Annotated in this window: 17 protein-coding genes; all 17 read left to right on the top strand. The window is 34.6% G+C overall.

Annotated elements, in window-relative coordinates:
- Positions 1 to 32 precede the first annotated feature (32 nt).
- Positions 33 to 866: a hypothetical protein gene (locus G7084_RS00500; RefSeq protein WP_166008870.1), complete on the top strand. Its 834-nt coding sequence runs from the start codon at positions 33 to 35 to the stop codon at positions 864 to 866.
- Positions 867 to 898: 32 nt separating this feature from the next.
- On the top strand, positions 899 to 1,492 hold the full coding sequence (locus tag G7084_RS00495) for a hypothetical protein (protein WP_166009050.1): 594 nt from the start codon (positions 899 to 901) through the stop codon (positions 1,490 to 1,492).
- Positions 1,493 to 1,506: 14 nt separating this feature from the next.
- A complete protein-coding gene (locus G7084_RS00490) occupies positions 1,507 to 2,490 on the top strand; it encodes a conjugal transfer protein (protein WP_246163812.1) in 984 nt (327 codons plus the stop codon).
- Positions 2,491 to 2,505: 15 nt separating this feature from the next.
- On the top strand, positions 2,506 to 2,733 hold the full coding sequence (locus G7084_RS00485; protein ID WP_166009048.1) for a TcpD family membrane protein: 228 nt from the start codon (positions 2,506 to 2,508) through the stop codon (positions 2,731 to 2,733).
- Between the two features lie 6 nt (positions 2,734 to 2,739).
- On the top strand, positions 2,740 to 3,108 hold the full coding sequence (locus G7084_RS00480; RefSeq protein ID WP_166009046.1) for an MFS transporter permease: 369 nt from the start codon (positions 2,740 to 2,742) through the stop codon (positions 3,106 to 3,108).
- Between the two features lie 79 nt (positions 3,109 to 3,187).
- Positions 3,188 to 5,116 carry a thioester domain-containing protein gene (locus G7084_RS00475; protein ID WP_166009043.1) on the top strand — a complete coding sequence of 643 codons (1,929 nt, stop codon included), beginning with the start codon at positions 3,188 to 3,190 and terminating at the stop codon, positions 5,114 to 5,116.
- 251 nt (positions 5,117 to 5,367) lie between these two features.
- Positions 5,368 to 5,799: a hypothetical protein gene (locus G7084_RS00470; protein WP_166009042.1), complete on the top strand. Its 432-nt coding sequence runs from the start codon at positions 5,368 to 5,370 to the stop codon at positions 5,797 to 5,799.
- A gap of 56 nt (positions 5,800 to 5,855) precedes the next feature.
- Positions 5,856 to 6,218 carry a nucleotidyltransferase family protein gene (locus G7084_RS00465; protein WP_166009040.1) on the top strand — a complete coding sequence of 121 codons (363 nt, stop codon included), beginning with the start codon at positions 5,856 to 5,858 and terminating at the stop codon, positions 6,216 to 6,218.
- Positions 6,208 to 6,585 (top strand): HepT-like ribonuclease domain-containing protein, encoded by a 378-nt coding sequence (locus tag G7084_RS00460; protein ID WP_166009038.1) that lies wholly within the window; start codon positions 6,208 to 6,210, stop codon positions 6,583 to 6,585. Before G7084_RS00465 ends, G7084_RS00460 begins: the two co-directional genes overlap by 11 nt.
- Positions 6,586 to 6,633: 48 nt before the next feature.
- A complete protein-coding gene (locus G7084_RS00455) occupies positions 6,634 to 6,930 on the top strand; it encodes a hypothetical protein (RefSeq protein ID WP_166009036.1) in 297 nt (98 codons plus the stop codon).
- Positions 6,931 to 7,003: 73 nt separating this feature from the next.
- Complete coding sequence (locus tag G7084_RS00450) at positions 7,004 to 7,528, top strand: hypothetical protein (protein ID WP_166009034.1); 525 nt, start codon at positions 7,004 to 7,006, stop codon at positions 7,526 to 7,528.
- Positions 7,529 to 7,588: 60 nt separating this feature from the next.
- On the top strand, positions 7,589 to 9,454 hold the full coding sequence (locus G7084_RS00445; RefSeq protein WP_166009032.1) for a CD3337/EF1877 family mobilome membrane protein: 1,866 nt from the start codon (positions 7,589 to 7,591) through the stop codon (positions 9,452 to 9,454).
- A gap of 2 nt (positions 9,455 to 9,456) precedes the next feature.
- On the top strand, positions 9,457 to 10,611 hold the full coding sequence (locus tag G7084_RS00440) for a phage tail tip lysozyme (protein ID WP_166009030.1): 1,155 nt from the start codon (positions 9,457 to 9,459) through the stop codon (positions 10,609 to 10,611).
- A gap of 1 nt (position 10,612) precedes the next feature.
- On the top strand, positions 10,613 to 11,146 hold the full coding sequence (locus G7084_RS00435; protein WP_166009028.1) for a hypothetical protein: 534 nt from the start codon (positions 10,613 to 10,615) through the stop codon (positions 11,144 to 11,146).
- Complete coding sequence (locus tag G7084_RS00430) at positions 11,133 to 11,708, top strand: hypothetical protein (protein ID WP_166009026.1); 576 nt, start codon at positions 11,133 to 11,135, stop codon at positions 11,706 to 11,708. Before G7084_RS00435 ends, G7084_RS00430 begins: the two co-directional genes overlap by 14 nt.
- An 8-nt stretch (positions 11,709 to 11,716) precedes the next feature.
- The gene (locus tag G7084_RS00425) at positions 11,717 to 11,965 is read left to right on the top strand and encodes a hypothetical protein (protein WP_166009025.1); all 249 of its coding nucleotides are present in this window, start codon (positions 11,717 to 11,719) and stop codon (positions 11,963 to 11,965) included.
- Positions 11,952 to 12,398 carry a thiol-disulfide isomerase gene (locus G7084_RS00420; protein ID WP_166009024.1) on the top strand — a complete coding sequence of 149 codons (447 nt, stop codon included), beginning with the start codon at positions 11,952 to 11,954 and terminating at the stop codon, positions 12,396 to 12,398. Before G7084_RS00425 ends, G7084_RS00420 begins: the two co-directional genes overlap by 14 nt.
- Positions 12,399 to 12,400 lie beyond the last annotated feature (2 nt).

Here is a 12,400-nt window from a genome sequence, read left to right as displayed (position 1 = left end):
TTTTTATTTTGAAAAAATTTAAGGGAGTTATTATGACGATTAATAAGTTTGGAAATTTATCTGTTCAAGGAACAAGTTTAGGTAAATTGCCGTATGTTGGACCGAACAAGGTTGGGAATAACAGTGACGTTAAAGTTGCGGTTGTGAATATGGGGGATTCATTTGAAACAATGAATATCTTGCCACAGCCTGGTTTTGATTATAATAAGCCATTTGGTTTAGCTATGAAGTTGATCAATGGGAAAATTGGTGGTGGCGAAGCTAAAACTAATCGTAGTGGTGGGGCACGTGTGGCAACATTTTCTGGGACTTTGGTTGAAGAGACTTCATCTGAACGTGATTCAATCCCAGAAGTCGAATTTGATTCAACTTTCATTACTGGAAAGAATCATAACGCAGTTGCCCAGATTCGTTCAAAGGACGCATTCGATAAAGAAAATTTGATTCTATTTGGAATTGATAAGAATTTAAAGATGGATTCACGTAATGCGCCAGAGCGTAATGAAGCGGGTGAGCCTATTATCAGTAATTATCAATTAAACTTTGTTCCTGCTGAAAAGGCGACAAAAGGGGAATTGAGTGAAGATGATTATATCCGTGTTTTGCTTGTTCCTGCTATTTATGACAATGTTAAGGACAAGATTAAGCGTGGTGTAAAGATCGTGCCACAAGGCTTGCAGTTTGCCTTTGTTGGGAACGACGCTACCGACTGGACGGTTTATGCCCAAGATTTGACTATTGTTGAAGGTCAAGGAACGACAACGCTGGAAAAGCCAGTGGAATCTAAGCCAACACCGGCGGTGGAAAACAAGCCTGCTAATGAAAGTAAGCCAAAGGCAGATAATGAGAAAGGAGCTAAGAACTAATCTAAGTTAGTTCTTTTTATTTGTAATTAATTATGGAAAATACAGCTAAAAAAGTATTGGCAACTGGTGTTGCTATGGTAGCAGGTGGAGTTGTAGCGACTAGTACAACCCAAGTAGACGTGCATGCCGATCAAGTCAATGATGATACTACTGCAAAGGTAAATACTAAGGGTATGAATGATTTAGTTATTCATTTAGATAGTTCCGCAAATAGTGAAGATATTGATGATGGAACTAGCTTTGAGCCAGTTGATCCCGGAGATGGTGGAGACACAACTAATCCCGGAGACAATGGGGGCAGTGTTACACCAATTGAGCCGGAAACACCAAGTAATGGGGAAAAGCCGGCTATTCCTGATCAGGTTGTAACTAATCCGGGTGTGAACAATGCGGTTACTAAATATAACCAAGCGTTAAGTAGCAACGGTGGCGATTCATCAGCCCAAGATGTAGTTCAAGCAAAGGCAAGCCTAGATGAAGCAATTGAAAAGGCTTTGCCAAGTACAGCCGTTTCTCGTAATGATGATTCGCAAAAAAAGAACGGATTCATTGGGGCTATCTTAATTGGAGCGTCCGCATTAGCTACTGCATTGGGATTGTTGATTAAGAAGCAATTTGGTAAGTAGTTAGGGGGCGCAATGTGCAACAACGTTCCGATCGATTAAAGAAAAAGCCGAAAAAGTCATTGAGTATTTGGAATATAACCAAAAAATTTGGATTTGAACGGCAAAGTAAGGATAAAGCACAAAAAATTCCAAAGGCACATAGTTTGAATTTAAAACAAGCTAAAACGTTGATGATGATATTTTTAGTTGCTTTGTTTGTTTATTTTGGGTATGTATTATTGCTTGCTAATAGTGCGGTTCATAATAATCATGCGTTGAAACATCAAATTACGGTATTGAATACTAAGTTGGAAAAAGCTAGTCAAGGAACGACTAGCTACAATCCAATTGTGGGACAGTATCTAGCAGGCTTTTTAACAACCTACTATACTTTCAATACTTCGGAAAATGACACAAGGACACAAGAATTACAGAAATATTTTGCTAGTAATTTACATGTTTCTAATAGTGTTAGAATGACCGATCAGACTTTTAAAAGCGGTAAATTGCAGGGGATATTTTTAATTGATGGAGTGAAAACAGCTCAATATGACATAGTTGTTAATAGTGATAATAAAGATGTTAATATGACTGTCAACGTTCCTTATTCGCAAAAGAATGCCCAATTAACAGTTGTAGGATTTCCTTATGTAGCTAACCCGATTGATTCACTGGGACATGTTGATAAGGCAAGATTACAACAGAATCAAAAGCAGTTGAATGATGAAGATATAAAGGCACGTGTGACGACATTTACTAATCGCTTTATTAAAAAATACGTATCAAGTTCGACTAAGGATATGTCAATGATGATGAAAGATCCAGTTGGATTAGACGGTACGGTAACTTTGGAAAATGTTGATAATGTAAATGTTTCTGGTTCAACAGAAAAGCCAGTTGTAACTGCTGATATTACGGTAAATGTAAAAGACACCAATATAAAGCAAGTGCAAACTGTGAGACTTGAATTAGAAAAGCAGGCGTCAACGTACTTTGTGATTAAGTTAGTTCAAGCATAAACAGAAAGGAATATTATGGATTTATATAATGCCTTAAAACCAGCGTTGCTATTTTTCGTAGCTTTCGCAACAGCCGGTAGAGCACTTCTTAGTTTTAGTAAAAATGACATGAAGGCAATTTGGATAACTATTATTTTGGGAGTTGCCGTATTTTACTTCGTGAATGATCCACAAGGCTTCTTAGGTTCTGGAAATGGACTTATGAATACGGTTAAGAATTGGATCTCGACATTAGGTGGATAATTACTTATGTACAATTACAGACGAGTATTTACTTCTTCGGCAAAATTTAAAACTATTTATGGGGATTTTATTTCTCCGATTTGGTTAAATACAAGAATTGTTGGTTTATTATTTATCGCAACAGCTTTATCGTCATTTATGACTTATATTTTTCATTTATGGACTTTATCTGGGGCGAGCTCAACATTAATAATAATTGTTGGCTCTAATGTTGCAGTTTATCAATTGGATAAATTGTTAAAATTGGACGATTTACCTTTTGAAGTTACCATTGGATATTTATTTAAATATGTTTTGGAATATCGTATTAAGAAAAGTCAATTGTACAAAGATGAAAACTTAAACGGTAATAATAAGGCATTTAAGATTATTTGATTGAAAAATGAATATGTAGTTGAAGTCATTTGTTATAAAAACGAGTGGCTTTTTAATTTATAGGAGATTAATTAAAAACATGCAAGTTTTAACAAAAAAGCAAGGTCGTAAACTGAAACGCAACTTTACTAAACCTGTGGCAGTGGTTATGTTGGCATTATCAATGGGAACAACCTTTACGCCGATTCTGGTAAGTGCCGACGCAACTGTTCCAACCATTTCAGAATTAAAGACCCGTTCTATTAATAATGATAAGAGCGGATTTGGTGGGCTATTGAATCAAGGTAGTGAGATTTCATATTATGAGATCGCTGATGATCCAGCCGGGCAAAAGGGTAATGGAATTGAAACTCGACATAATGCCATTAGTTATGGAAACGTGATGTTTTCATCTGCTATGTTTTATCAGGGGCAATTCGCTTACTGTCTACAAAACACTAAGGGAGATCCGACATTAACTGGTGGAACTACTTGGGATCCTAATTTGTCGGCTTATGCCAATGAATTAATGTCAGTCGTGTTGATTCTGGGTTATCCAAATGCACCAGTTGTGAATGGCGACTTGTCAGGTATGCGTTCATACTTTGCCACTCAATATGCTCTTTGGGCTGCTGAAAGTGGTGGAAACGTTGAATTGCAAGATCATTCAATGGTTTCATTAGATTCAATTAGAGACGGTGCAGGTGTTGCTGATGGAGCGCGTGCATTGTATGCCAAGGCTCAAAACATCATGAATAATGGTGGTTTAGCTTCCATGACAGCCAACACACATGATCAAAGTAAAGCTGACGCAGAAGCTAAGTTAAAAAATGAAATGACGTCTGCGGTGGACAAACAAACTACTGAATTGACAAATAAAGTGAATTCAGACTTAGCTTCTAAGTCTACGGCAAAGACTAAGGACATGACCAAGTACATGAAAGGTGTTTCTGATACTGCTTTAGGTACGGTCAAAAAGGATATGGACGAAAAAGCTAAGAATGTTTTAGCTGATTTAGTTAAGAAAATCCAAGATGACAAATCAAAGCCATTGGCTACTATGAATAGTTCGCAATTTGAGTATAACGATAAAGTAGATGGAGCGCATGTCTTTACGTTTAAGACGGAAGCACTTATGCCTAAATTAGACTTAGGAAGTACGGATATTCATACGTTGATTAAGGATAAGACAACTAAGTTAAAGACTAAGGTAAATTATTCTGGAACTATGAATACTAGTGCTTCGGGTAAGGTTGTGGCAGTAACAACTGGTGATGGCTTGAATGAAACCGGAGATAAGGTTGATACGTTGTCAATTAAGCTAGATCATGAGTTGCCTGATGGATCGTTCATTATGCAGGACGGACAAAAGATTGAAGCTAAGGATAATCAGACTTATATGATTAAACAAGGTGTCGATTTTGAAGTTCATATCCCTAAGGAAGCTGAATCTGATACAGATAAGTTGAGTTATAAGATTGTTGGGGAAACGGCATTATCATTAGCTGATTTCAAGGCGATTTCTAAGACCAATTTATCTGGTAAGGAACAAGTTAAGTCATCAGCAAGCGGTAATGCTTCGGCTTCGGTAGATTATAACTATCAAGAAGGAGCTCAAATTGATGTAATCGGAGCTGGTGTCTCGCCTGATCCAGCTAACCAAAATGTTGGTGTCTTTATCTTAAAGGCAATGCCGGTTCAAAAGTCGGATAAGGTAAATGATAGCAAGCCAGTTAAGGTTGATAAAACTAAGGACGTTAAGACGCCTTATAGTGATACTCAAACGTTGAAATTAGACGGCAAGAGTGAATCAATCCGAGACGCAGAAGCTAATAGCTCATTCTCATGGGAAAAGGCAAAGGAAGCAGTTGGACAAGCTCAACAATCAGCAGTTAAGTTAGCTGAAACTTCCGCAAAGCACCCTAAGACTGTTGCTGGTGTTGTAGCAGGCTTGGTTGCGTTGATTGGTGGATTAGGATTGTTGGTATTTAACAAACTTCACAAATCTAATTCTAATACACAAAAATAATTAGAATTATTAGTTCTCAATAAGCATAAAGGCTTCGCCGGATTCGTGACCCGGATTGAGAGTTGCTGATTGTAAATTAGCAAAATAAAAACCACTATCACTAGTGGCTATTGTTAGAACATTAAGTTGTAAAAGTGACGAACACACAATAAGAAATAAATCATGCTTAATGAACTAACAATAGTAATTGTACCAGATTTGAAGTTGTTTAGTTTGAAAATAACATGGGTAGTTTTATGGGGCGGTAAATTATGAATAAAAGTAAATTTGAATTGGTGTACGAACATGTAAAAAAAAGACAGCAACATAATTTTACATCTACCAATGATGAGTTTGATAGTATATTTATTAATCGTGAGAGTATTATATTAGAAACTATTGCAAATAAGTTTTCTTCTGATTTTTTAAGTCGTTTTAGGGGCTATGTTGTTTTTAAAAATTTAGAATTTTCGGAATTAATTTATGGTTATCCAAAATATGTTAGTTTTTCAGACATTCGTTATATTAATCGTATATTAAAACCATTAGGTTTAATTTGTAGTTATGTTGATTTAAGGGAAGAAGATGACATGATTTATTATAAAATATGGATCGAAAAAAGAAATAGACTTTATAATTGGTCATTATTACTGTTGGCTGGTATTTGTTTCTTAATGTTAATATTTCATATATTTATCAAGTAACAGTTATTAGCTTTGGCTATGTTAAAATGAAACTAAGAGAAAGCGAGGTATTACATATGATTGAGATTGATTTACCAGCAAACAAGTTGCCGTTAGATACGATAAAGGAACGTGTATCGACAGTATTTAAAAATTATGATGTTGATAAAGCATATATTTATGGATCATATGTAAACGGTGGCTTTGATTTTACAAGTGATTATGATTTATTGATTGATGGATTTAATAACTATACTGATTTTTATGAAAAGGGTAAGACTTTGCGTAAAATGCAACGTGATTTAGAAAGTTTAAATGTTTTAGATCGACAAGTTGATATTAGTTTGGTGTCGACCTTAGAACAACGGAGTATGAATAAATTAGATCAAGCATTCAAAGATAATGTAAATAGGGATAAGGTATTAATTTATGGAAAATAATAATAAAGATATACGTCATTTAATGGCAATGCTTCAATATATAGATGAAATTGAAAACATTGAAAGTAGACAGCCATTAGACAAGACTTTGGGAGATCATGATGTGGAGTTGAGTGCAATCTTAATGAAGTTGTCACAGATTGGAGAGTTAGTTGGTAGATTGAGTTTGAATACTGCTGATGATTACCCAGATGTTCCTTGGCGTAAGATTAAGAATTTGAGAAATGTAATTGCACATGATTATGAATCTATCAAATTAGATATTATTAGAGATGTTTTAACGAAGTTTTTACCAGAATTAAAACAACAATTGCCAATGATTATTGATCGAGAAACTAAACGTACACGATTTGAATATGAAAATTAAAAGTATGGTTACTGATCATGCTTTTTTATTTTGAAAGGGTTATTCATAATGAGTAAATTTTATTTAAATGATTGGTATAAAGATGATGAATCAAAAGAGAAATATATTTTTGATCCAAAAGGGACAACAAACCCAGATATTATTATGAATCCGAAAAATGAATTAATTAAACAAGTTGATGAAATAGAAACTGCTTCTTGTGCTAATGACAAGGACAGAAAAGAAAGAACATTTAATGAACGCTTTAAAAAAGAGATATTTTATGAAAATTGTAGACATATTTTAGTTATAATCATTAGCATTATACTTTTATTATTTATACTTTGTATCGAATTTGTTTTTTGATGAACTATAAACTTAATTAATAATAATGCTATAATATTTTTAGATTAAAATATTGAGAGTGGGTAATTTGGATATGGAAAAGTGGAATAAAATGAGTGCCAAGGTTAAATCTGGTGTAGTGACTGGAATTATTTTAGGAATTGCAATTATTATTGGATTATATGCCGTATCAATGAGCTCAAATAATGACACAACGGATAGTTTTGAAAGTAGCTCATCAGTTTCATCAAGTTCAAGTGAAACCAGCTCTCAATATAAAGAAGGTCGTGACTATACGATTAAGCGTTCTAACAAGGGCGTAATTAGTGATAAGCAGTTGCAAGAAGCCTTAGATAATTTTGGTGATCAATTAGAAACTTCTCAACATAAATTAGATTTGAATATGCCAGATATGGTTGAAATAACATTTTATTATGATTCAACTAATAATAGAATTATTGTTCATAATGTGAATGATAAAGATGATATGTCCTTAGTTACTTATAGTTTTGACACAAAGAAAGAAGATCCGTCTGGTGTAACGGAGTATCCACGAGCGGTTGAAGGAATGCCAGTTGTTTGGAGTTTTAAAAATAACTTATTAAAGACAAATGAATAGTTAAATATCGACACTTACAGATTGATTTGTAGGTGTTTTTATTTTATAGAAAGGGATATGATGAGTAAATTAAAATATATAGGATTGGCAGTTGTTATATTAACGACGGCTTTTTTTGTTTCTATTTCAACTGGTAATATTCACGCTGATGATCGTTTGAATACTAATAATAACGTTCAATTGAAGCCAAAGGATTTAGGTAAAAGTACCGATTTGAATAAAAAGTCAGTTAAAGATACTGATACCGATACTAAGAAGACGTTGAATAAAGATTTACAAAAGTCAGATAGTGGCATTTCAAAAGAAGATATGCAGGCGTTTTTGAAAAATCATTCTATTGATAAAATACAGAGTAATGATTTAATCGGTAATTTTAAGCCATATTACACACAGCCGGGAATGACGGATATTTCAAGTAAAATTGCTCGATCATTAGCTGATATGTTTTCAGCGTTTAATAGAGATATTGTCTATTCAATGTTTGATGTAATGATTGGTAGATTGTTTGATATGACTTCAATTCAGACTTCAGTTGATGGAGTTATGAAGGAATCGAGTGGCTTTACAATTAATATCTGGAATAATAAAGCGTTTATGTCGTTGCTATATACCGCATTTGCCGTGGGTATTGTAATGGCGTTTGTTAGTTCATTAAAAAGTGGTGGTGGTATTCGTTCATTGGCTACCATTTTTATTTTGGTTATTATCGGTGGCGCTTGGATCAATGCTGGTGGTGAAGTTCTATCAAAGGTAAACGATATAACTACTCAAATGGAAGTTATGGCATTTGACGCAACTAAAAATGATGAAAAAGCTTCATCAGTAAATAATTTTCAACAACAAATTCGTTTCCAGTTTTTTGAACAGGCTGTTGAGCGTCCATTCTACTTAGAAAACTTTAATACTATTTCTGATGATGGATTGGATACTAAGAAAATGGGTGACCCATACGACTTTATGATTGGTAAAGATGATATACCGGGTGACAATCCTATTATGTCAAAAGATGGTAAAAAAGCATGGTATCAATCAATGGTGGCATTAGTATCTATCTTTACGTCAATTGCTTATGGGATACCGTTATTAGTGATTGGGTTAATGAATTTAGCCCTACAATTAGCAGCGATATTGCTTTATATGTTAGCACCGGTTGCGTTTATAGCGTCAATGATACCGAAATTTGCAAGTAGTGCGACTAAGGTTATTGGTGGATCAATCTTAATGCTGATAGGAAAAGTATTATTGATTTTCTTAATTGTAATTTTGAATATGATTCAGGCGTTTGTTGATGGATTGATTCCACCAACTAATACCGGGAAAGTCGCTTCAAACGGATTAATTTATATTCTATTGATGTGGTTGTTCTGGAAACGTAAGGGTGATATTTTATCGGCAATTACTGGGTCAAGAATGGCAAGTAGTATGGCAGATAAATTTGGTGTTCAGAAAGGATTTAAAAAAGTTAAAGACTCTGCTGAAAAAAGCGTTCAAAAAGGTAAGAACGGAGTTAATAAGGGTAAAGAATTATATAACAAAGGGAAAGAAACTACGCAAAAGGTTCAACAAAAGCGTAAAGATAACCGTTATCGTAAGGCAGGCGTTGATCCGGAAGAAGTCCGCAAAGATGAAGAAATGCGTAAAAGTGTTCGTCAGGAACAGGAACAAACACAACGTCGAGAACGTGTTAAAAAAGAAATGGCTGGTACTGGTGAAAGTCAGGCTTTCAACCGTTCAAGAAATGCACGTAACCAGAATTTAGGACAAAATAACCAAACTAGACCTAATGTGAATAACAAGGGTGTTCAGAATAAGTATGGTCGCCATAATGCTGATATGAATGTAAATGATCTGGTGGAATTAAGTAAGAAACGTCAACAAGTCCGTTCTGATTCCTTGAATAAGGTAATGGATAATGAAAGGCGTTAATTATGAAAAAATTTATAACTAGACGGCTTACATTAATAATTGCTCCACTATTTTTATTATTAGTAGTAATAATGGCGGTAGTTGGTGGGACTAGTAACAATCAGTGTGAATCTGGAAATAGTGTTGGAACAGTTTTAAGTTCAGCAGACAAAAAGCAGACAGCTCAATCAATTGCCAATAGTTTAAAAGAGATACCTAATATAACACCAGCCGGAATATCTGCTTATTTGGGTAATGCAGAAGTTGAGAGTGGTTTAAATTCAAAAGCAGTTCAGAGTGGGGCTGTTTATGATGAAGCTAAGGCAATGAATCCGGGACTTAGTGGCTATGCGATTGGTTTTAATCAATGGGACGGATCAAGACGTGTTGATTTAATTAATTATGCTAAGTCGCAAGGTAAGTCATGGGAAGATCCAACTTTACAATTAGATTTTGCAATACATCATGACGGTGCTAATTCTGAAATTTTAAAACAGGGATTGGCAATGGATGATGTTGCTGAAGCAACAGAATATTTACGTGCTAAGTGGGAGCGTGGTGGCGTCGGTACTACTGAAAAGCGAACAAATTTTGCTAAGCAGTGGTATCTTGATCTTTCAAATGGTAATAACGATTCACCGGCACTAAGCGTTTCATCTGATAATGTCAAAGATAACAACAATCAGGATAACCAAAACGCACAAGAAGCTGGTTGTTCAACTAATGTTTCACAGGGTATGGGCTCATCTGGTGCACCTGTAACGTCAATTCCCGAACAGTATAAAGATAAGATTTCTGATACTAATTTCACAGCTACGTCACCTACAAACACATACCCGGCTAATCAATGTACTTGGTATGCGTTTAATCGTATGCAGGAATTAGGAACACCAGTAGAAAATTATTTAGGAAATGGGGCTGATTGGGGCGCAAATGCCAAGGCAAAAGGTTATAACACAGACAGTCAACCGCATGTCGGCTGGGTAATTAGTTTTACGCAGGGAGCAGGTGGAGCTGATCCTACCTATGGTCACGTAGCAGTAGTTGAAGCTATGAGTGATGATGGGTCACATTTCTTAGTTAGTGAATGTAACGTTGTTAATGGTGGTTCTGGGACGATTAGTTTTCGTGAATTGTCAGTAGGTGCTGGAATGACTTTTATTGAAGGTAGGAAGTAGTATGAAAAATGGACTAAAAATTTTATTGGCAATTAATGTGATTTTGTTGTTAGGAATAATTTTAAATTTTAATTCCATAAATCAAAATAAGTTAGAAGCAAGTAAGTTACAACGGCATAATGTTTCCAAAACGATTAATAATTCCAATGAAACGGTAGAAAATTCAAGTGTTAAAGAAAGTAGTGAAACGGTTGATGTTGCTAAAAGTAGAGTGAATGAAACTATGGGAATCATCTTAAATAGTGATCCACGTAATTTTAGTAATTCATTAAAAAGTAAGGTATCACGTAGTTTAATCAATCAGTTAAAAACAGATATGACGCCAACGGTTGTTACTGGAAAAGCCCAAACACAAAAGGTTGTTTCGATTGGTGTTAAGGACGATTTAGCCGGGTTAAAAGGCGATCCATTTGTGTTTTTAATCATTGCTAAAAATGATCTACAAAGTAATGCCTATCAAGTAACGTATGAAGATAATCAAATTACGGAATTTAACCGGGCAACTTTAAAGGGGACATACAATGAAATCAATTAAATGGATTGTAGGTGTATTTGGAGTGCTTGCGGTTATTTTAGGGGGAGTCTATATTTATACGTTTCATCTGAATAATATTGAAAAAGCACAGGTTAAGAAATATCGGTCAAAACGTACAGTGAGTAATCCGATTTCGAAAGTTGAATGTAAAAAAGACATGAAACTAGTTGAAGATAGCTCGATTAAAGACGCTAAAATAACGTTAGAAAATATCACAGATGATTATTTCACTTATGATAGTCAAGCAACATATGATAAACGACAAGCTAAAATGAGCGAATCGTTAAGTTTATCTGATGAACAAAATTCAACGTTGTTTAGTGATGGTCGAGATAGTGCCGGTGATTCAAGAATTGATAATTTGGGATTAGAAAGCAAGTACAGTGCTAGTGATATTTACGTTATTAATAATCAAGATGGCTCAATTGAATTATTGAGTGTAGCAACTATTAAGGCGGGCGATCAAGACATGGGTTTAAATAAATCTAACGTCTTGATGACGGCAAAATATGATAAAAATTTGGGAAAGGTAGTTGATTTGAGAATTAATCAAACAGCTTAAAGGTTAGTATGATGAATGATTATTTAGTATTAACAAATGATGAGATGAATAGCCTATTAAAAATTAGCTTTATGGCAACGATGATGACACCCTATGGGCTACTAGATTCCGTACTTTATGGCGATACTAGCCCAATTTTAAAGGAATGGTTTTTAGATAGTTCAAACGGTAAGTCATCAGTGAAACAGATGGCATTCTTACAGTTTATGTATCAGGGTGTGAATATTTTTAAGGTGGTAAATAATGCGAAGAGTTAGTTTATTGAAAAAGGATCGTAAGGGATCGAGTAAATCTAGTAAATCAGGAAGTGGGATTTTTTCTCGATTTAATAATTTGACAGTAGCACTAAATGGAGTAGCTGTGTTGATTGTATTGTTGATTGCTGGATATTTCTTTACTCCATATTTCTCTATGCACTTTATGAATAATCAGGCTGTCCCGGTTAGTTCAAGTAAGGTGCTTTTTTATAACTCTGATTGTGAAGCGTGTGAGCGTGTCTATCCAGTTGTATTTTGGGATAATATTTTACACAAAACAGATGTACAGACAATTAATTTAAAAGTTGCTGATAATAAACATTATGTAGATGATGATGTGATTACGTCTACACCAACTATTATTGATTTTGATAATAATAGACGGATTTCAATAACTGATAAGCAAGAGATTAAAGATTTTATTGATAATTAGTG

The organism is Weissella coleopterorum, assembly GCF_011304355.1.
Classification (GTDB): Bacteria; Bacillota; Bacilli; order Lactobacillales; family Lactobacillaceae; genus Weissella; species Weissella coleopterorum.
Note: the sequence above shows the minus strand (reverse complement) of the source record. Positions and strands in the feature narration are given on the sequence as shown.